Source organism: Streptomyces sp. NPDC056503 (assembly GCF_042794995.1).
GTDB lineage: Bacteria > Actinomycetota > Actinomycetes > Streptomycetales > Streptomycetaceae > Streptomyces.
In genome coordinates this window covers 26766-46583 of sequence record NZ_JBHTST010000054.1, presented here as the reverse complement: position 1 = coordinate 46583, position 19818 = coordinate 26766, and the positions used below count along the sequence as shown (strand labels likewise).

At 73.2% G+C, this 19818-nt stretch carries 14 protein-coding genes; 9 read left to right on the top strand and 5 right to left on the bottom strand.

Going from position 1 to position 19818, the window contains the following annotated elements:
• The first annotated feature begins 30 nt into the window (after window positions 1-30).
• The 7 genes from ACFQ8C_RS18345 to ACFQ8C_RS18315 all read left to right on the top strand — a co-directional run bounded on the left by ACFQ8C_RS18345 (window position 31) and on the right by ACFQ8C_RS18315 (window position 12306).
• A complete protein-coding gene (locus ACFQ8C_RS18345) occupies window positions 31-1023 on the top strand; it encodes a carbohydrate ABC transporter permease (RefSeq protein WP_383458319.1) in 993 nt (330 codons plus the stop codon).
• Window positions 1020-1892: a sugar ABC transporter permease gene (locus ACFQ8C_RS18340; RefSeq protein WP_383458318.1), complete on the top strand. Its 873-nt coding sequence runs from the start codon at window positions 1020-1022 to the stop codon at window positions 1890-1892. The genes ACFQ8C_RS18345 and ACFQ8C_RS18340 overlap by 4 nt, the downstream gene beginning before the upstream one ends.
• 50 nt (window positions 1893-1942) lie before the next feature.
• Window positions 1943-3595: an alpha-amylase family glycosyl hydrolase gene (locus ACFQ8C_RS18335; protein ID WP_383458315.1), complete on the top strand. Its 1653-nt coding sequence runs from the start codon at window positions 1943-1945 to the stop codon at window positions 3593-3595.
• Window positions 3583-4650, top strand: a complete 1068-nt coding sequence (locus ACFQ8C_RS18330; RefSeq protein ID WP_383458312.1) for a LacI family DNA-binding transcriptional regulator — start codon at window positions 3583-3585, stop codon at window positions 4648-4650. The genes ACFQ8C_RS18335 and ACFQ8C_RS18330 overlap by 13 nt, the downstream gene beginning before the upstream one ends.
• 141 nt (window positions 4651-4791) lie before the next feature.
• Window positions 4792-6516 (top strand): carbohydrate-binding module family 20 domain-containing protein, encoded by a 1725-nt coding sequence (locus ACFQ8C_RS18325; protein WP_383458309.1) that lies wholly within the window; start codon window positions 4792-4794, stop codon window positions 6514-6516.
• 68 nt (window positions 6517-6584) lie between these two features.
• Window positions 6585-11879, top strand: a complete 5295-nt coding sequence (gene pulA / locus ACFQ8C_RS18320; protein WP_383458307.1) for a pullulanase-type alpha-1,6-glucosidase — start codon at window positions 6585-6587, stop codon at window positions 11877-11879.
• 94 nt (window positions 11880-11973) lie between these two features.
• Window positions 11974-12306, top strand: coding sequence for a 5-carboxymethyl-2-hydroxymuconate Delta-isomerase (locus ACFQ8C_RS18315; RefSeq protein ID WP_383458304.1), 333 nt, complete (start codon window positions 11974-11976; stop codon window positions 12304-12306).
• Here the strand turns inward: ACFQ8C_RS18315 and ACFQ8C_RS18310 are convergent.
• Window positions 12291-13016: a TetR/AcrR family transcriptional regulator gene (locus ACFQ8C_RS18310; protein WP_383458301.1), complete on the bottom strand. Its 726-nt coding sequence runs from the start codon at window positions 13014-13016 to the stop codon at window positions 12291-12293. The genes ACFQ8C_RS18315 and ACFQ8C_RS18310 overlap by 16 nt on opposite strands.
• Window positions 13017-13053: 37 nt before the next feature.
• On the opposite strand from ACFQ8C_RS18310, the gene ACFQ8C_RS18305 reads away from it, so the two are divergent.
• Window positions 13054-13506, top strand: a complete 453-nt coding sequence (locus ACFQ8C_RS18305; protein ID WP_383458299.1) for a hypothetical protein — start codon at window positions 13054-13056, stop codon at window positions 13504-13506.
• A gap of 9 nt (window positions 13507-13515) precedes the next feature.
• Here the strand turns inward: ACFQ8C_RS18305 and ACFQ8C_RS18300 are convergent, their stop codons facing one another.
• From ACFQ8C_RS18300 to ACFQ8C_RS18285, 4 genes are all read right to left on the bottom strand, one after another.
• Window positions 13516-14577, bottom strand: a complete 1062-nt coding sequence (locus ACFQ8C_RS18300; protein ID WP_383458298.1) for a PDR/VanB family oxidoreductase — start codon at window positions 14575-14577, stop codon at window positions 13516-13518.
• A complete protein-coding gene (locus ACFQ8C_RS18295; protein WP_383458296.1) occupies window positions 14577-15461 on the bottom strand; it encodes a metal-dependent hydrolase in 885 nt (294 codons plus the stop codon). Before ACFQ8C_RS18295 ends, ACFQ8C_RS18300 begins: the two co-directional genes overlap by 1 nt.
• Window positions 15462-15634: 173 nt before the next feature.
• Window positions 15635-17842: a hypothetical protein gene (locus ACFQ8C_RS18290; protein ID WP_383458294.1), complete on the bottom strand. Its 2208-nt coding sequence runs from the start codon at window positions 17840-17842 to the stop codon at window positions 15635-15637.
• 63 nt (window positions 17843-17905) lie between these two features.
• Window positions 17906-18706, bottom strand: coding sequence for a tyrosine-protein phosphatase (locus tag ACFQ8C_RS18285; RefSeq protein WP_383458291.1), 801 nt, complete (start codon window positions 18704-18706; stop codon window positions 17906-17908).
• 280 nt (window positions 18707-18986) lie between these two features.
• Between ACFQ8C_RS18285 and ACFQ8C_RS18280 the strand changes: the two genes are divergently transcribed.
• Window positions 18987-19781, top strand: coding sequence for a hypothetical protein (locus tag ACFQ8C_RS18280; protein WP_383458289.1), 795 nt, complete (start codon window positions 18987-18989; stop codon window positions 19779-19781).
• The last annotated feature ends 37 nt before the right edge of the window (window positions 19782-19818 follow it).

The following is a 19818-nucleotide window of genomic DNA, read 5'->3' as shown; positions in this document are numbered from 1 at the left end:
GGGGGGGTGGGGTGTGCCCCCCCCCCCCCTGTGGGGGGGCCCCGCCCGGGGCCCCCGCCCCCCCCCCGCGGCCGGCGCCGCGGGACTGGTTCGAAGCGCCGGGCGCCGAAGCGCTCTCTCGCCACCCACTGGTACGCGTGGGCCATGATCGCCCCGGTGGTGATCGTGATCGCCGTGATCATCGGGTACCCCCTGGTGCGCGGCATCTACCTGTCGCTCACCGACGCCAACGAGCGCAACGTCGCGCGCAGCATCGGTGTCAACGAGATCCCGGCCAGCTACGAGTTCGTCGGTCTGGACAACTACGTCACGGCCCTCAACGGCAGCCAGTTCTGGGCGACGCTCGGCTGGACGGTCCTGTGGACCGTGGCCTGCGTGTCGATCACCTTCGCCCTCGGCCTGGCCCTCGCCAACATCCTCAACCGCAAGATCGCCGGCCGCTCCGCCTACCGGATGATGCTCATCCTGCCCTGGGCGGTCCCCGGCTTCGTCTCGGTCTTCGCCTGGCGCTTCCTCTACGACGAGCGCCGCGGCATGCTCAACCAGATCCTCTCCGGCATCGGCGTCGACGGCATCCCGTGGCTGAACGACCCCACCTGGGCCAAGTTCTCCGTCATCGCCGTCAACGTCTGGCTCGGCATCCCCTTCATGATGGTGGCCCTCCTCGGCGGCCTCCAGTCCATCCCCGGCGAGCTCTACGAGGCGGCCGAGATGGACGGGGCCAACGCCTGGCAGCGCTTCCGGAACATCACCCTGCCGGGCCTGCGGTCCGTCTCCAGCACGGTGATCCTCCTCTCCACCATCTGGACCTTCAACATGTTCCCGGTGATCTTCCTGCTCACCCGGGGCGGACCCGGCGAGGCCACCCAGATCCTCGTCACCCAGGCGTACAAGTTCTCCTTCGAGATCAGTCCCCGCGACTTCGCCCAGTCGTCCACGTGGGGCGTCCTCATCCTGGTGCTCCTGATGCTCTTCGCCGCGATCTACCGGCGCGTCCTCCGCAAGCAGGGAGAAGTCTGGTGACCACCACGACCCCCACCCCCACGCAGCGACTCAACGCCCCGCTCCGGGGCCGTCGCTCGCCGCTCGCGTCGGTGGCGCTGCACGTCACCCTGATCGTCGCCTCCGTCGTCGCCGTCTTCCCGGTGCTGTGGGTCCTGCTGACCTCGCTCAAGCCCGCGAAGTACGCGACCACCGCGGACTTCTTCAAGGAGACGACGTTCGAGAACTACACGAACCTGCTGAGGGACACCCCGTTCCTCACCTGGTTCGGGAACTCGCTCCTCGTCGCCGCGCTCACCACGCTCATCGGCGTGTTCATCTCCGCCACCACCGGCTACGCGGTCAGCCGCTTCCGCTTCCCGGGCAAGCGCGGCCTGATGTGGACCCTGCTCATCACGCAGATGTTCCCGGTCGCCGTCCTCATCGTGCCGATCTACAACATCATGGCGACGCTGGGGCTGCTCAACCAGTCGGCCGGCCTGGTCATCACTTACCTGACCATCGCCGTCCCCTTCTGCGCCTGGATGATGAAGGGCTTCTTCGACGGCATCCCGCGCGAGATCGACGAGTCGGGATACGTGGACGGGCTCACCCCCTTCGGCACCTTCTGGCGCCTCATCCTGCCGCTCGCCAAGCCGGGCATCGCGGTGACCGCCTTCTACTCCTTCATCACCGCCTGGGGCGAGGTCGCCTACGCCTCCGCCTTCATGGTCGGCGACGAGAACATGACGCTCGCCGGCGGTCTGCAGAAGTTCGTCAACCAGTACGGGGCCCAGTGGGGTCCGATGACGGCGGCCTCCGTCCTCATCGCCATCCCCGCGGCCCTGGTGTTCCTCTTCGCCCAGCGCCACCTCGTCACCGGCATGTCCGCCGGTGCCGTCAAGGGCTGACGGCCCTGAACGCCGAACCCGTACGCCCCTCCTTACCTCCCAGGGAAGACATGACCCAGCATCTCGCCCCCGCCGCCGACGCCCCCACCACCGGCACCGACACGGGCTGGTGGAGAGACGCGGTGATCTACCAGGTCTACCCGCGCAGCTTCGCCGACGGCAACGGCGACGGCATGGGCGACCTGGTGGGCATCCGCGGCCGGCTGCCGTACCTCAAGGAGCTCGGCGTCGACGCCGTGTGGCTCTCCCCCTTCTACGCCTCCCCCCAGGCGGACGCCGGCTACGACGTCGCCGACTACCGGGCCATCGACCCGATGTTCGGCTCGCTGCTCGACGCCGACGCCCTGATCCGCGAGGCCCACGACCTGGGCCTGCGCATCATCGTGGACCTGGTCCCCAACCACTCCTCGGACCAGCACGAGTGGTTCCAGCGCGCGCTGCGCGAGGGCCCCGGCTCCCCGCTGCGCGAGCGCTACCACTTCCGCCCCGGCAAGGGCGAGAACGGCGAGCTCCCGCCCAACGACTGGGAGTCCATCTTCGGCGGCCCCGCCTGGACCCGGGTCGAGGACGGGGAGTGGTACCTCCACCTCTTCGCCCCCGAGCAGCCGGACTTCAACTGGGAGCACCCGGCCGTCCGCGACGAGTTCCGCTCGATCCTGCGCTTCTGGCTCGACATGGGCGTCGACGGCTTCCGCGTCGACGTCGCCCACGGCCTGGTCAAGGCCCCCGGCCTGCCCGACCTCGGCGCGCACGACCAGCTGAGGCTGCTCGGCAACGACGTCATGCCCTTCTTCGACCAGGACGGCGTCCACGAGATCTACCGCTCCTGGCGGAAGATCCTGGCGGAGTACGACGGGCAGCGCGTCCTCGTCGCCGAGGCCTGGACCCCGACCGTCGAGCGCACCGCGAACTACGTGCGCCCCGACGAGATGCACCAGGCGTTCAACTTCCAGTACCTGGGCACCCACTGGGACGCGGCCGAGCTGCGGACCGTCATCGACGCCTCGCTGGAGGCGATGCGCCCGGTCGGCGCCCCCACCACCTGGGTGCTCTCCAACCACGATGTCACCCGGCACGCCACCCGCTTCGCCAACCCGGCGGGCCTCGGCACCCAGCTGCGCACCGCCGGCGACCGCGAGCTCGGCCTGCGCCGGGCCCGCGCCGCGACCCTGCTGATGCTGGCCCTGCCCGGTTCCGCGTACGTGTACCAGGGCGAGGAGCTGGGTCTGCCGGACGTCACCGACCTGCCCGACGAGGTGCGCCAGGACCCGTCGTTCTGGCGGGCCAGCGGCCAGGACGGCTACCGCGACGGCTGCCGGGTGCCGATCCCGTGGACCGCCGAGGGCTCCTCGTACGGCTTCGGCTCCGGCGGCTCCTGGCTGCCGCAGCCGGCCACCTGGGGCGGGCTGAGCGTCGAGGCGCAGACCGGCGACCCCGGCTCCACCCTGGAGCTGTACCGCAGCGCGCTCGCCGTGCGCCGCGAGCGCCCCGAACTCGGTGCGGGCGAGGCCGTGGAGTGGCTGGAGGCACCCGAGGGTGTGCTCTCCTTCCGCCGCGACGGCTTCGTCTGCACCGCCAACACCACCGGCCGGGCCATCTCCGTCCCGCTGCCCGGCCGGTATCTCCTCTCCAACGAGGACGTCAGGATCGTGGACGACACCGCAGAGGTGCCGGCCGACACCACCGTCTGGTGGGCGGTGTGACGATCCCCCCGCCGCGGGGCACCGGAAACGGCGCCCCGCGGCTCGCGGACATCGCGGCCCAGTCCGGGGTCAGCGAGGCCACCGTCAGCCGGGTCCTCAACGGCAAGGCGGGCGTGGCCGGCGGGACCCGGCACAAGGTGCTCGCGGCGCTCGACGTGCTCGGCTACGAGCGTCCCGTACGGCTCAAACGCCGCAGCGCGGGGCTCGTCGGGCTCGTGGTGCCCGAGCTGACCAACCCGATCTTCCCGGCCTTCGCGCAGGTCGTCGAACAGGTCCTGGCCGGGCACGGCTACACGCCGGTGCTCTGTACCCAGATGCCCGGCGGCGCCACCGAGGACGAGCTGGTCGACCAGCTCGTCGAGCGCGGGGTGGCCGGCATCGTCTTCCTCTCCGGGCTGCACGCGGACGCCTCCGCCGACCCGGCGCGGTACGCCCGGCTGACCGAGCGGGGCGTGCCGTACGTCCTCATCAACGGCTACCACGAGCGGATCGACGCCACCTTCGTCTCCCCGGACGACCGGGCGGCGGCGCGGATGGCCGTGCGGCACCTGGCCGAGCTGGGCCACGAGCGGATCGGCCTCGCCATCGGCCCGACCCGTTACGTGCCCTCGCGCCGCAAGGCCGAGGGCTTCGCCGCCGAGCTGTACGAGATGCTCGGTGTGGAGCGGGCGGAGGCCGAACGCTTCGTGCGGCCCACCCTGTTCGGCGTCGAGGGCGGGCACGCCGCCGCCGAGATCCTGCTCGACGAGGGCTGCACGGGCATCGTGTGCGGCTCCGACCTGATGGCGCTCGGCGTCGTCCGGGCGGCCCGTGCCCGGGGTCTCGACGTGCCCCGGGACGTCTCCGTCGTCGGCTTCGACGACTCCCCGCTGATCGCCTTCACCGACCCGCCGCTGACCACCGTGCGCCAGCCCGTGCAAGCCATGGCGACGGCGGCCGCCGGCGCGCTCCTGGAGGAGATCGAGGGCAACCCGGTGCAGCGCACCGAGTTCGTCTTCCAGCCGGAGCTGGTCGTGCGCGGTTCCACCGCGCAGCCGCCGCAACTCCTTGCGTGATCCCTTGTGAGGGGCGTGCCGGAAGTATTGACCGCACGCCTGTACGCCCCTACGGTCGCGGCTGAAAACAGTTGCTGAGAGTTTCGGCAACTTCTTGCGAACAGCTCTCGCACGCGACAGGGACGTCGTACAGGAGGAAGCATGGCAAGAAAGACCGTGGCCGCTGCACTCGCCCTCGTGGCGGGAGCCGCTGCGGCCGTCACGGCGAACGCCCCGGCACAGGCCACCCCGCCGGGGACGAAGGACGTCACCGCGGTGATGTTCGAGTGGAACTTCGCCTCGGTGGCCCGTGAGTGCACCGACCGCCTCGGCCCCGCCGGCTACGGCTACGTCCAGGTCTCCCCGCCCCAGGAACACCTCCAGGGCGGACAGTGGTGGACCTCGTACCAGCCCGTCAGCTACAAGATCGCCGGCCGCCTCGGCGACCGCACCGCCTTCAAGAACATGGTCGACGCCTGCCACGCCGCCGGCGTGAAGGTCGTCGCCGACTCGGTCATCAACCACATGGCCAACGGCTCCGGCACCGGAACGGGCGGGACCCCGTTCTCCAAGTACGACTACCCGGGCCTCTACTCCGGCTCCGACATGGACGACTGCCGGTCCTCGATCTCCAACTACCAGGACCGGGGCAACGTCCAGAACTGCGAACTGGTCCAGCTCCCCGACCTCGACACCGGCGAGGAGTACGTCCGCGGCAAGATCGCCGGCTACCTCAACGACCTGCTGTCGCTGGGCGTGGACGGCTTCCGCGTCGACGCCGCCAAGCACATGCCGGCCGCCGACCTGGCGAACATCAAGTCCCGGCTGACCAACCCGGGCGTCTTCTGGAAGCTGGAGGCCATCTACGGCGCCGGCGAGGCCGTCTCCCCGAGCGAGTACCTCGGCAGCGGCGACGTCCAGGAGTTCCGCTACGCCCGCGACCTCAAGCGGATCCTGCAGAACGAGAAGCTCGCCTACCTGAAGAACTTCGGCGAGTCCTGGGGCTACATGCCCTCCGGCCAGTCCGGCGTCTTCGTCGACAACCACGACACCGAGCGCGGCGGCGACACCCTGTCCTACAAGGACGGCGCGAACTACACCCTCGCCTCCGTCTTCATGCTCGCCTGGCCCTACGGCTCCCCGGACGTCCACTCCGGCTACGAGTGGACCGACAAGGACGCGGGCCCGCCCAACGGCGGCCAGGTGAACGCCTGTTACACCGACGGCTGGAAGTGCCAGCACGCCTGGCGCGAGATCTCCTCCATGGTCGCCTTCCGCAACACCGCCCGCGGCGAGGCAGTCGCCAACTGGTGGGACAACGGCGGCAACGCGATCGCGTTCGGCCGCGGCGCCAAGGCCTACGTGGCGATCAACCACGAGTCCTCCGCGCTCTCCCGCACCTTCCAGACCTCCCTGCCGGCCGGCTCCTACTGCGACGTGCAGTCGAACACCGCCGTCACCGTCGACTCCTCCGGCCGGTTCACCGCCACGGTCGGCGCCAACACCGCCGTCGCCCTCCACGTGAACGCCACCACCTGCGGCGGCACCACCCCCACCACGCCGCCCACCACCCCGCCGACGACGCCCCCCGCCACCGCGGGCGCCTCCTTCAACGTCACCGCCACCACGGTGATCGGCCAGAACATCTACGTCGTCGGCAACCGCGCCGAGCTCGGCAACTGGGCCCCCGCCTCCGCCCTCAAGCTCGACCCGGCCGCCTACCCGGTGTGGAAGCTGGCCGTGAACCTGCCCGCGGGAACGGCCTTCGAGTACAAGTACCTCCGCAAGGACGGGGCCGGGAACGTCACCTGGGAGTCCGGTGCCAACCGCACCGCGACCGTCCCCGCCTCCGGCCAGGTCGTCCTGAACGACACCTTCCGCAGCTGAGCCTCCTCCCTCCGCAGGGCCGCCCCGACCGGGGCGGCCCCCTCTTCCCGTACCTCCAGGGAGCACCCGTGATACCCAAGAGAACGGCCGTGGCGCTCGCCGCCGCCCTCGTCGCCGCCCTCGTCCCGGCCCTGCCCGCGACCGCCGCGCCCCGACCGCCGGCCCCGCCGTCCGACCGGGCGCTGGCCGCCGAGCCGGCTCGCCAGGACCTCACCCGCGAGCAGTTCTACTTCGTGCTCCCGGACCGCTTCGCCAACGGCGACACCTCCAACGACCGGGGCGGCCTCACCGGCAGCCGCACCGCCACCGGCTTCGACCCCGCCGACAAGGGCTTCTACCAGGGCGGCGACCTCAAGGGCCTCACCCAGCGCCTGGACTACATCAAGGGCCTCGGCACCACCGCCATCTGGATGGCGCCGATCTTCAAGAACCGGCCCGTGCAGGGCGAGGGCAAGGACGCCTCGGCCGGCTACCACGGCTACTGGATCACCGACTTCACCCAGGTCGACCCCCACTTCGGCACCAACGACGACCTCAAGAAGCTGATCGCCGCCGCCCACGCCAAGGGCATGAAGGTCTTCTTCGACGTCATCACCAACCACACCGCCGACACCGTCGACTACGCCGAGAAGAAGTACGGCTACCGCCCCAAGGGCGCCTACCCGTACCTCGACGAGGACGGCCGCCCCTTCGACGACCGCGCCGCGATCGGGAAGGTCGACGCGGACTCCTTCCCGTACACCCCCGTCGAGAAGGCGAACACCAAGGTCCCCGCCTGGCTCAACGACCCGACGATGTACCACAACCGCGGCGACTCCACCTGGCAGGGCGAGTCCGCCGAGTACGGCGACTTCGTCGGTCTCGACGACCTGTGGACCGAGCGCCCCGAGGTCGTCGAGGGCATGAAGAAGATCTACGAGAAGTGGGTCCGCGACTTCGACATCGACGGCTTCCGCATCGACACCGTCAAACACGTCGACCTGGACTTCTGGACCCAGTGGGCCACCGCGCTCGACGCCTACGCCAAGAAGCAGGGCCGCGAGGACTTCTTCATGTTCGGCGAGGTCTACTCCGCCGACACCACCGTCACCGCCCCCTACGTCACCCGCGGCCGGCTCGACGCCACCCTCGACTTCCCCTTCCAGGACGCCGCCCGCGCCTTCGCCTCCCAGGGCGCCGGCGCCGACCGCCTCGCCAAGGTCTTCGGCGACGACTACCGCTACACCACCGACAAGGCCAACGCCTACGAGCAGGTCACCTTCCTCGGCAACCACGACATGGGCCGCTTCGGGGCCTTCCTCAAGCAGGACAACCCGAACGCCTCCGACGCCGAACTCGTCCGCCGCACCACGCTCGCCAACGAGCTGATGTTCCTCTCCCGCGGCAACCCGGTGATCTACTCCGGCGACGAGCAGGGCTTCACCGGCGCCGGCGGCGACAAGGACGCCCGCCAGCCCCTCTTCGGCTCGCGGATCGCCGACTATCTCGACGACGACCAGCTCGGCACCGACCGCACCCACGCGACCGACGCCTACGACACCACCCACCCCCTCTACCGCTCGATCGCCGCCCTGTCGAAGCTCACCCGCGAGCACCCCGCGCTCCGCGACGGCGTCCAGCAGGAGCGCTACGCCGAGGGCTCCGTCTACGCCACCTCCCGCACCGACGCGAAGCAGCGCGTCGAGTACCTGGTCGCCGCCAACAGCGCCACCGAGGCGAAGACCGTGAACATCCCGGTCGACTCCACCGCCTTCCACGCCCTGTACGGGGGTCAGGGCGCCGTCGCGGCGAAGGACGGCGAGGTCACCGTCACCGTCCCGGCCCTCTCCACCCTCGTCCTCAAGGCCGACCGGCCCCTCCCGGCCGTCGCCCAGCGGCCCACCGTCACCCTCAAGGCCCCGGCCGCCGGCGCCACCGGCACCGTCGAGCTCACCGCCGACGTCACCGGGGGCGCCCTGAACCGCGTCGTCTTCGCCGCCCAGGTCGGCGACGGCCGCTGGCAGACCCTCGGCACCGCCGACCACGCCCCCTACAAGGTCACCCAGCACGTGACCGCCCCCGCCGGCACCGCGCTCCGCTACAAGGCCGTCGTCGTCGACGCCGCCGGACGCACCGCGAGCGCCACCGCCGCCACCACCGCGGGCGCGCCCCCGGCGCCCGAGAAGCCGGTCGCCGTCGAGCGCCCGTACGCGATCGTCCACTACCGGCGCGAGGACGGGGACTACGACGGCTGGACCCTGAACGCCGCCGGCCAGAAGGCGGCGTTCACCGGCCGCGACGCCCACGGCGCCTTCGCCTGGGTGAAGCTCCCCGAGGGCGCCTCCTCCGTCGCCTACACCGTCGAGAAGGACGGCGCCGCCGACGGCCCGCAGCGCACCATCAGCCTCGGCCGCACCGGCGAGGTCTGGGTCGCCCAGGGCCAGGACGGCCAGTCCGACACGAACCCGGCCCCGGCCCCGGCCGACAAGACCAAGGCCGTCATCCACTACCAGCGCGAGGACGGGAACTACGACGGCTGGGGCCTCCACCTGTGGACCGGCGCCGCCCAGCCCACCGACTGGTCCAAGCCCCTCCTGCCCACCCGCGTCGACGCCTACGGCGCCGTCTACGAGGTGCCGCTCGCCGAGGGCGCCACCACGCTCTCGTACATCCTCCACAAGGGCGACCAGAAGGACCTCCCCACCGACCAGGCCCTCGACCTCGCCACCTACGGCAACGAGGTCTGGCTCCTCGGCGGACAGCCCACGTACCTCCTGCCGACCGTCGGCGGCGCCCCCAGCCTCGACCTCGGCAAGGCCGAGGCCCAGTGGATCGACCGGAACACCGTCGTCTGGAAGGTCAAGGCGACCGACTCCACCAGCCAGCAGCTCGTGTACGCCCCCGACGGCGGCATCACCGCCACCGACGGCGTCCTCAGCGACGAGGGCCAGTGGCTCCGGCTGAACCAGGGCAGCCTCACCGACGCCCAGAAGGCGAAGTTCCCGCACCTCAAGGACTACCCCGCCTTCACCGTCGACCCGCGCGACGCCGACCGGATCCGCGCCTCCCTGCGCGGCCAGCTGATCGCCACCCAGCGGGCCGCCAACGGCGCCCTGCTCGCCGCCACCGGCGTGCAGACCGCCGGCGCCCTCGACGACCTGTACGCCGCGAAGGCCGTGAAGGCCGACCTCGGCCCGGTCTTCGACAAGGGCCGCCCCACCCTCTCCCTCTGGGCGCCCACCGCGCAGTCCGTCGCCCTGGAGATCGACGGCCGCAGCGTGCCCATGCGCCGCGACGACGCCTCCGGCGTCTGGAAGGTCACCGGCCCCAAGTCCTGGACCGGCAAGCCGTACCGGTACGTCGTGAAGGTCTGGGCGCCCACCGTCCGGAAGGTCGTCGAGAACCGCGTCACCGACCCCTACTCGACCGCCCTCACCGCCGACTCCGCCCGCAGCCTCGTCGTCGACCTCGCCGACCCGAAGCTCGCCCCCGCCGGCTGGAAGGGCCTGGCGAAGCCGGCCGCCGTGCCGCTGCGCGACGCCCGGATCCAGGAACTCCACGTCCGCGACTTCTCCGTCGCCGACCCGACCGCGAAGGCCGACCACCGCGGCACCTTCCTCGCCTTCACCGACAAGGACAGCAAGGGCTCCCGGCACCTCAAGGCCCTCGCCGACTCCGGCACCAACTACGTCCACCTCCTCCCGGCCTTCGACATCGGCACCATCCCCGAGAAGAAGTCCGCGCAGACCGAACCCGGCTGCGACCTGAAGGTCTACGCCCCCGACTCCGAGGAGCAGCAGGCCTGCGTCGCCGAGGCCGCGGCGAAGGACGCGTACAACTGGGGCTACGACCCGCTGCACTACACCGTGCCCGAGGGCTCCTACTCCACCGACCCGGACGGCACCCGCCGCACGGTCGAGTTCCGGCAGATGGTCCAGGCCCTCAACGGGCAGGGCCTGCGCACGGTCATGGACGTCGTCTACAACCACACCGTCGCCGCCGGACAGTCCGACAAGTCGGTCCTCGACAAGATCGTGCCCGGCTACTACCAGCGCCTCCAGGCCGACGGCTCCGTCGCCACCTCCACCTGCTGCGCCAACACCGCGCCCGAGAACGCCATGATGGGCAAGCTCGTCGTGGACTCGGTCGTCACCTGGGCCAGGCAGTACAAGGTCGACGGCTTCCGCTTCGACCTCATGGGCCACCACCCGAAGGAGAACATCCTCGCCGTCCGCAGGGCGCTCGACGCCCTGACCGTCGAGAAGGACGGCGTCGACGGCAAGGCGATCGTCCTTTACGGCGAGGGCTGGAACTTCGGCGAGATCGCCGACGACGCCCGCTTCGTCCAGGCCACCCAGAAGAACATGGCCGGCACCGGCATCGCCACCTTCTCCGACCGGGCCCGCGACGCCGTCCGCGGCGGCGGCCCCTTCGACGAGGACCCGGGCGTCCAGGGCTTCGCCTCCGGCCTCTACACCGACCCCAACGCCTCCACCGCCAACGGCACCCCGGCCGAGCAGAAGGCCCGCCTCCTGCACTACCAGGACCTCATCAAGGTCGGCCTCACCGGCAACCTCGCCTCCTACTCCTTCACCGACACCTCCGGGCGCGCGGTCCGCGGCTCCGAGGTCGACTACAACGGCGCCCCGGCCGGCTACGCCGACGCCCCCGGCGACGCCCTCTCCTACGTCGACGCCCACGACAACGAGACCCTCTACGACGCCCTCGCCTTCAAGCTCCCGGCCGGCACCTCGGCCGCCGACCGGGCCCGCATGCAGGTCCTCGCCATGGCCACGGCCACCCTCTCCCAGGGCCCGGCGCTCTCCCAGGCCGGCTCCGACCTGCTCCGCTCCAAGTCCCTCGACCGCAACTCCTTCGACAGCGGCGACTGGTTCAACTCGATCCACTGGGACTGCCGCGACGGCAACGGCTTCGGCATCGGCCTGCCCCCGGCCGCCGACAACAAGGCGAAGTGGGGCTACGGCAAGCCGCTCCTGGTGAACCCGAACCTGACCGTCGGCTGCGCCGAGATCGACGGCGCCTCCGCCGCCTACCGGGACCTCCAGAAGATCCGCGCCACCGAGCCGGGCTTCTCCCTGGCCACCGCGGGCCAGGTCCAGTCCGCGCTCTCGTTCCCGCTCTCCGGCGAGGACGAGACCCCGGGTGTGATCACCATGCGCCTCGGTGACCTCGTGGTCGTCTTCAACGCGACCCCGGGCGAGCGGAAGCAGACGGTCGGCTCCCTGGCCGGCACGGGCTACGGCCTGCACCCGCTCCAGGCGAACGGTTCCGACGCCGTCGCCAGGTCCGCCTCGTACGAGGCGGGTTCCGGCACCTTCACGGTCCCGGCCCGCACGGTCGCGGTCTTCAAGGCCACGACCTGACCATGTCGTACCGGGGGTCCCGGCCGGCCTTGTGCGGCCGGGACCCCCGCGGTGAGGCTGGGGCGGTCACCCCGTACCGACTGGAGAGGCAGCCATGCCGCAGATCACCGTCGACCATTCCGTCCCCTTCGACCGGCGCGGATTCGCGCTCGACCTCCACGGACTCGTGGCGGAGACCGTCCACACCTCCGTCGGCGTCTGCAGGACCCGCTTCCGGGAGGTCGCGGAGGCCGTCGTCGGCGACGGCACCACCGACGCCGCCGTGGTGAACGTCGAGATCGCCCTGGCGTTCGGGCGGACCGACGCGCTCAAGGCCCACCTCGCGAAGGTCGTGCTCGACCTGTTGTCCCGGCACCTCAAGGCGGTCGACGGGGTGCGCCTCGCGGTCGAGGTCCGCGACCGCGAGAGCGCCTACCGCAAGGTCTGATCCGGCACGGCGGGCAGGGGGGCCGGGGACAGCGTGAGGAGCCGGCCCACCAGCTCCGCGAACGGCCCGTCGGCCGGCTCCTCCGCCAGGATCGCCGTCAGCACCTTCGCCGTCTGCTCGTCGTAGACCGCGCTCACCGCCGTCAGCGCGGCGAAGTCGTGCACCAGCTTCCGCTCCAGCTCCCCGCGCGGCACCCGCCGCCCGTCCAGCCACAGCAGCGCCGTCGACTCCGCGAGCGACACCCAGGACCGCACGACCAGTTCGAGCCGGGGCGACGGGTCCGCCACCCCGAGATGGGCCACGATCTGCTCGTACGCGGCCTGCCGCACCTCGTCGATCATCGCGTTGGTCGTCGACGAACCCACCGCGGGACCGCCCCGCATCAGCGCGGCGAAGCCCGGGCCGTGGTCGTCGACGAAGTCGAAGAACCGGCCCATCACCCGCAGCAGCCGTGCCCCCAGCGGGCCCTGCGGCGGCTCCAGGAAGCGGGCCGCGAGCTCGTCGGCCGCACGCCGCAGCGCCGCCTCGTACAGGCTCTGCTTGCCGGGGAAGTAGTGGTAGACCAGCGGCCGGGAGATACCCGCGGCGGCGGCGATCTCGTCGATGGAGACCTCGTCGGGGGAGCGGCTGCTGAAGAGTTCGAGCGCCACCCCGATCAGCTGCTGCTTGCGCTCCTCGACGCCCATCCTGCGCCGTACACCGGTCGTCATACGAACAGCCTATCGGGGTCCGTTACGCTCCTCGTCCATGAGCGACGAGCCCGCGGTGGCGACGGAGGAAGAGACCGACCCGGAAGGTCGGGTAAAGACCGGTCCGGAGGGTCCGGAGGGTCCGGAGGGGAAGACCGGCCAGGAGGGGAAGACCGGCCAGGAGGACCCGGACGAGGACACCGGCCAGGAGGGCCCGGACGAGGACACCGGTCCGGAAGACCCCGAGCGGACCGACGGCATGACGCCCAAGCAGGCGAGACGGCTGCGCGTGGCGGCCGCCTCGGTCCTGCTGGTGGTGATGGGCGTGGTCCTGGTGATCCGGCTGGCGAGCCGGACCTCCGTGCTGGTCGTCGGCGTCTACGGCCTCGCGATGATCCTCTGCGGGGTCGTCATCGAGCTGGCCCGCAACGGCCGCACCCGGCTGGGCACCTGGCTGCTCGTGGGCGGCCTCGCCGCCGCCCTCGCCTTCGACTGGCTGATCCTGCCCTGACCCCGGGGCCTACAGGTCCAGGACGAGCTTCCTCCCGGCGCAGCGCGAGACGCAGATGAGCATCGAGTCCGCCCGCTCCGCGTCGGTGAGCAGCTCGTCCCGGTGGTCGACCTCGCCGTCCAGGACGGTCTGCCGGCAGGTGCCGCAGAAGCCCTGCGCGCAGGAGTACATGAGGCCCGGCACCTCCTCCCGTACGGCCGCGAGCACCGACTGGTCGGCGGCGACGGCCACCGTCCGCCCGGAGCGCCGGAGCTCGACCTCGAAGGGGGTGCCGTCGGCCGGGGCGAGCGCCGAGAAGCGCTCCAGGCGCGGGGACCTGCCCTCCGGCATCGCGGCGGTGACGGCGTCCATCAGCCCTTCGGGGCCGCAGCAGTAGACCTGCGTCTCGGTCGGCACCTGGGCCAGGAAGGACAGGTCCGGATATCCGGCCTCGTCCTCCGCGACCACCGTCACCCGGTCCCCGCCGAGCCGTTCGAGCTCGGCGAGGTACGGCATGGTGGCGCGGGAGCGGCCGCAGTAGACCAGCCGCCAGTCCGCGCCCGCCGCCTCGGCGGCCCGTGCCATCGGCAGGACCGGGGTGACGCCGATGCCGCCGGCGACGAAGACGTACGCGGGGGAGTCGGCCAGCGGGAAGCGGTTGCGGGGCCCCCGGATCTCGATCTCGACGCCCTCGTGGAGCTGCTCGTGCACCTCGTGCGAGCCGCCCTGGCCGCCCTGCTCCTCCCCGATGAGACGGGTCGCGATCCGGTAGACGTCCGCCTGGCGCGGGTCGCCGCAGAGCGAGTACTGCCGGATCCGCCCCGACGGGAGCACGACGTCGAGGTGGGCGCCGGGTTCCCAGGACGGCAGCCGCTCGCCCTCCAGGCGCAGTTCGACGACCCCCTCGGCGGGGACGGACCGGCCGGTGACGAGCACCCGGCGCGGGACGGTCGCCCCGCGCCCGTAGCCGGAGACCGGTGTCTCCAGGGACGGCAGCGGCCACAGCGGGGCGGTGGTCATCCGGGAGCGGACCGCGCGGCGCACGAGCAGCGCGGCGCCCGCGACGAGGGCGACGGTGGCGAACCGGGGCATCAGCGGCCTCCGTTGGCGCCGGGGGAGGCGGCGAGGTAGGCCACGGCCTGTGCGGTGTCGCCCTCCTGGGAGGGGTGGTAGGCGCGGCTCAGGTAGCGGGGTATCGAGCGCAGCATGGCCGGGGTGGACGGCAGCACGCCCTCGCGGCCCTTGCGGTAGAACTCCGCCCAGGCGACCTTGGGGTCGAGCAGGCTCGGGTCGTTCTCCATGAAGAAGCGGACCCCGCGCTGCCAGAGGAAGACCATCGTGGAGAAGGCGAGCGCCCAGGTGCGGGCCCGGCGCCGGTAGCCGCCGTCGAGGTGCATGAAGAGCTCGAAGGCGACCGCCCGGTGCTCGACCTCCTCGGCGCCGTGCCAGCGCAGCAGGTCCATCATCATCGGGTCGGCTCCGCGCCGGTCCAGCTCGTCGGCGTTGAGCACCCAGTCGCCGAGGAAGGCGGTGTAGTGCTCGATCGCGGCGATCAGCGCGACCCGCTCCATCAGCCACCAGCGGCGGGCCCGGCCCGGCGGCAGCGTCCGGTCGCCGAGCAGCTTCTCGAAGAACCAGTCGACCTGCGCGGTGTACGGGGTCGGGTCGAGGCCCTGCCCGCGCAGGTGCGGCAGGACGTCGTCGTGCGCCTGCGAGTGCACGGCCTCCTGGCCGATGAAGCCGATGACGTCCTCGCGCAGCCGGTCGTCGGTGATGTACGGCAGCGCCTGCTGGTAGACGTGCACGAACCACCGCTCACCGGCCGGGAGCAGGAGGTGCAGCACGTTGATCGTGTGCGTGGTGAAGGGGTCGCCGGGAACCCAGTGGAGAGGGGTCTCCTGCCAGTCGAAGGCGACCTTGCGGGCCTTGAGCTCGACGTGTTCCGACGCCACCGGTGCAGGCTGCGTATTAGACATGCCGTCAATGTACTGAGGAGTAAGCACGGGGAACAGAGCCGTGCACGGCCTTTTTCGGCCCGGCACCGGGCCCCGCGACCCCGTGCCCGGACCCGGCTTCCGGACTGGGGAGTCAGACCCCGCCACCCGCGACCCGCCACCCGCGACCCGTGACCCGCCACCCGCGCCCGGGCTCAGCGCAGCGCGGGCATGCGGCGGCCGTCCTTCAGGGTGGCGCTCAGCTCCGCGCGGGCACCCGCCGCCGCCTTCGCGGCCAGGACCGACCCCTCGGCGCGGCCCGTGACCCCGCCCTTCACCTCCACCGACGCCACGTCCGGCCCGCCCGCCGCCAGCACGTACCAGCCACCGCCCGGCGCCTGCCACAGCGCCCCGGCCAGCACCCTCGGCTCCCGCACCCCGCACGCGGGCGTGTCCTGCGCGCGGGCCGCGAGCGCGGCCGGGACCTTCGGGTCCGGCGGCAGGAACTGCGCGAGGACCCGGGTGCCGGCGCCCCGCCAGGTCTCCGCCCGGGTGCACACCCAGGCCGCCCGCCCCGCGCCGCCCGGCAGCGACTGCCGGGCGAACCGCCAGGCCCGCACCGAGCCCACCCCCTGCCCCAGCACCGTCGTCAGCTGGCACGCCGTCCGGGACCAGACCGCCCGTGCCTCGCGCCCGGTCGCCTCCACCGGTGCGCCGGGGGGACCCCACAGCAGACGGGCGGGCACCAGCTCGCCGAGGTCGCCGAGCAGCCGGCCACCCGAATCGTCCCTCACCTGAAGGGTGTTCCACCGCGCGCACTCCTTCGCGAGCGCGGGGCTCGGCACGGCGTCGGTCACCCCGCGCGCGTCCCGCCCCAGCGCCCACGGCTCCTTGCCGGGCATCAGCAGGTCCCGCACGGCCGTGCCGGTCACCCACGGCGCGGTCAGGTACCGCACGTTGCCGGCGGCCCGCGTCACGACGACGGCGCTGGCGCCGGGCCCCTCGGCGCCGTCGGTGCGGGCGAAGTCCAGCGCGGCGCCCGCCGTCCCCTCCACCGGCTCGGCGTACCGCACGATCCGCAGCCCGTCGTGGAAGAGCACCACCCGGGCCGCGTCCACCCGCCCCGCGAACAGCAGTTGGGGCGGCCCCATCGGCGGCCCGACCGGGGTCCCCGGCGTCGCCGAGGACTCCACCGCCCCGCCGGGCCGCGCCCACACCGCGAGCGCCCGCCGCAGCAGCGACGCGTCCCCGGCGAGCTCCCCGCGCGCCGGCCACACCGAGTAGTCCCGCCGTACGGCCCCGGGCCAGACGGCCGGGGCGACCCGTCTCACCTTCGCCGGGTCGAGCGCGGCCTCGGCGGCGGGGTTACGGGCGTAACTCGGCGCCGCAGCACCGTTTCTGCCCCAGCCGTCCCCCGGCAGCCCGAGCAGCGCCCCGCACACCAGCAGCGCCGCCACCCCCACCAGCACCGCCCGCCCGTGCTGCCGGCGCCGCAGCAGATCCCCGGGCCGCGCCTGAAGCGTGCACGGATCGAACTCCGCCGACTCCAGGAGCGAGGCCCCGCTGAGCCGGGGCCCGGCACCACCGCGCCGCTCCTCCGCCCCGGGGGCGGAGGAGGCAGAGGAGGCGGGGGAGGCGGGAGGGACCGGGGAGGCCGAAGCGGTCGGAGAAGTCGGGGAGGTCGGAGAGGCCGGAGAGGCCGGAGCGGTCGGGAAGGCCGGAGCGGTCGGGGACGCCGGAGCGGTCGGGGACGCCGGGGCGCGGCCGGGACCGGCCTGCTCGGCGACCCGCTCGGGACGCCCGCCACCGCGCGGGGAGGGGGCCGGCGGGGCGGGCTCGGGGAGGTCGGGAAGGCCGTCCTCCTCCAAGGCGGCCAGTTCGGCCAGCGCGGACCGCGGGTCCCCGGCGCCCGCCGCGGCCAGGACCCGGAGGACCTCCGCGTCGCCCTGGCGCTCCAGGCCGCGCAGCACGTACGCGGCGCGGGCCGGGCCGGAGAGGCGGGAGAGCAGCCGGTCCAGGGCGAGTTCGTCCGCTCCGCCGGCCCGGGGGAACAGCCGCAGCCCCCACACCTGCGGCAGCAGCGGCGGCAGCTGGGCCCGGCGCGGCACCGCGAGCCGCCGCAGCGGCAGCGCGGCGACCAGGGCCTGCCGGAGCACCTCGCCCCGCACGTACGCGTACCCGGGATCCACCGCGTCCTCGGGCCGCCGGGGCTCCGGCACGGCGGGCCCCGGCACCCGCCGGCGCGGCAGCGCCCGCTGCACCAGCGCGTGCGCGGTCAGCACCCGCCGGTTGCGGCCCATCGTCGGCGGCAGGACCAGATAGGCGATGCGTACGAGCCGCGGATAGCGCTCGACGAGGGCGGCCTCGGCCTGCTCCACGTCGACGGGGCCCACGGGCGAGGGAACGAGATCCTGGGTGCTCACGTTCAGCAGAACGAGCGATTCTTCCGATGGTCACCCCGGCCGGCCCCGCGCCGCCCGGCCCCTTCAGGCCGCGTACACCGTCAACCGCTCCCGGACCAGCGCCGTCACCTCGTCCGGAACCCCGAGCCCGTCGCGTACGTACGCCTCCATCGAACCGTGCCGCTCCGCGACCTCCTCCAGCCCCGCCTCCAGGTACTCCGGCAGCACCCCGATCATCGCGAGCACCAGGTCGGGGTCGCCGCCCTGGGCGACGAACCCCTCGATCATCGGCGCGAAGGCCTGCCGCACCGCCGGATTCACCGCCAGGTACTCCTCCCGCACCGTCGCCTCGTCCGCCCCGAGCAGCGCGAGCACCACCGTCGCCGCCCAGCCCGTACGGTCCTTGCCGGCCGTGCAGTGGAAGAGCAGCGGCCCGGCCCCCGGGGTCCCCAGCTCGGCGAGCAGGGCCCGGTAGGAGGCACGGGCGGAGGGGCTGTCGACGAAGGCCCGGTAGGTCCCCCGCATCGCGTCCAGGATCCGCCCGCCGCCGAGGTGCCGCTCGGCGAGGGCCGGGTCGGTGAGCAGCGTCTTGAGCCGCGCGGCGGGCGGCAGCCCGCTCACGGCCAGGTGGTCGGCGAGCACGTCCGCGACGAGCAGCCGCGCCCCGTCCGGCAGCCGGTCGGGCCGGTCGGCCCGCTCGGCGGCGGTCCGCAGGTCGACGACGGTACGGATCTTCAGTCCGGCGACCGCCGCCTCCTCCGCCTCCAGCCGGTCGAGCTGCGCCGACCGCAGGACGAGCCCGCCCCGCACGGACCGCCCGCCGCCCAGCGGTACCCCGCCGAGGTCCCGGAGGTTGGCGACGGAGGCGGCGGCTATCGCGGGCATGGGCTGGGTCTCCTCCGGTGGCGCGGCTTTCCTCCCGACCGTAACGGGCCCGGCCCGACTCGGCACGACGAGCCCGGACGCGGGGCCGACCGGCCACCGCCGGGGCGGGACGGGCGCCCCGCACCCCCCCCGCCGACGGCCTGGAAGGCGGTCCGTTCCGTACCGCCGACGGCCTGGAAGGCGGTCCGTTCCGTACCGCCGACGGCCCGGAAAGTAGTCCGTTCCGTACCACCGGGAGGCGGTCTGTTCCGCTCCGCCGGCGGGTGACAGCATGTCCCCGATGACGCGTCCCCGGTCGCCGCTGCGCGCCCTGAGAGCCGCCCTGTTCGCGGTGGTGTGCGTCGTACTGGCAGCGGTGGGGCATTCGTCCATGTCTGACCACCCGCTCGCCCCCCGCACCCTCCTCGCGGCCTTCGCCGCCACGGCCGCCGTCGCCTGGTGCGCGGCCGGCCGCCGGCGCGGCCCCGTCGCCTGCGCGACCGGGACCCTGACCGCCCAGGGCGCCCTCCATCTGGTCTTCTCCCTGACGGGAGCCCATCCGGGCGGCGCCCCGGGGACGGCATCCCCGGCGGGCCGGTCCGCCGGCGCCCCCCAGGCCGCGCACGCGGGCCACCCGGGGCACGCGGACCCCTCCGCCCACCTGGGCCACGCGTCCCACGGCGGCACCGTCACCGACACCGCCGCCCCGGACGGCCTGCTCCTCCCGGACGGGCTCGTCGCCCCGGACGGGCTCGTCACCCCCGACGGCCTCGCCGACCTCCTCGCCCCCGCCGTCGCCGGCGGGGGCGGCATGCTCGCGGTCCACCTGCTGGCCGCGCTGGTCTGCGGAGTGTGGCTGGCACGCGGCGAGGCCGCGTTCTTCGCGCTGGCGGAGGGGACGTTCAGGCCGCTCCGCCGACTGTTCGCCGTCCCGTCCGGGCCCGTCGCCGTGCCCTCCGACCCGCGTCGTCCCGTCCGGCGGCCGCGTCGGGACGCCCGGCGGCCGCGCGCCGTCGTCCTCGCGCACGTCCTCTCCCGGCGCGGCCCGCCCCGGCCGCCCGTCCCCCGCGCCACGGTCCTCGGTCCGCTCGTCTGACGCCGCCGGGGGCCGGTTCCCCCTGCCCGACGGCAGA

Excerpts from the sequence above, each read along its gene's own strand:
- ACFQ8C_RS18325 (WP_383458309.1), top strand. The coding sequence starts at position 4,792 with ATGGCAAGAAAGACCGTGGCCGCTGCACTCGCCCTCGTGGCGGGAGCC.
- ACFQ8C_RS18305 (WP_383458299.1), top strand. The coding sequence starts at position 13,054 with ATGAGCGACGAGCCCGCGGTGGCGACGGAGGAAGAGACCGACCCGGAA.
- ACFQ8C_RS18335 (WP_383458315.1), top strand. The coding sequence starts at position 1,943 with ATGACCCAGCATCTCGCCCCCGCCGCCGACGCCCCCACCACCGGCACC.
- ACFQ8C_RS18285 (WP_383458291.1), bottom strand. The coding sequence starts at position 18,706 with ATGCCCGCGATAGCCGCCGCCTCCGTCGCCAACCTCCGGGACCTCGGC.
- ACFQ8C_RS18280 (WP_383458289.1), top strand. The coding sequence starts at position 18,987 with ATGACGCGTCCCCGGTCGCCGCTGCGCGCCCTGAGAGCCGCCCTGTTC.
- ACFQ8C_RS18300 (WP_383458298.1), bottom strand. The coding sequence starts at position 14,577 with ATGCCCCGGTTCGCCACCGTCGCCCTCGTCGCGGGCGCCGCGCTGCTC.
- ACFQ8C_RS18310 (WP_383458301.1), bottom strand. The coding sequence starts at position 13,016 with ATGACGACCGGTGTACGGCGCAGGATGGGCGTCGAGGAGCGCAAGCAG.
- ACFQ8C_RS18295 (WP_383458296.1), bottom strand. The coding sequence starts at position 15,461 with ATGTCTAATACGCAGCCTGCACCGGTGGCGTCGGAACACGTCGAGCTC.
- ACFQ8C_RS18315 (WP_383458304.1), top strand. The coding sequence starts at position 11,974 with ATGCCGCAGATCACCGTCGACCATTCCGTCCCCTTCGACCGGCGCGGA.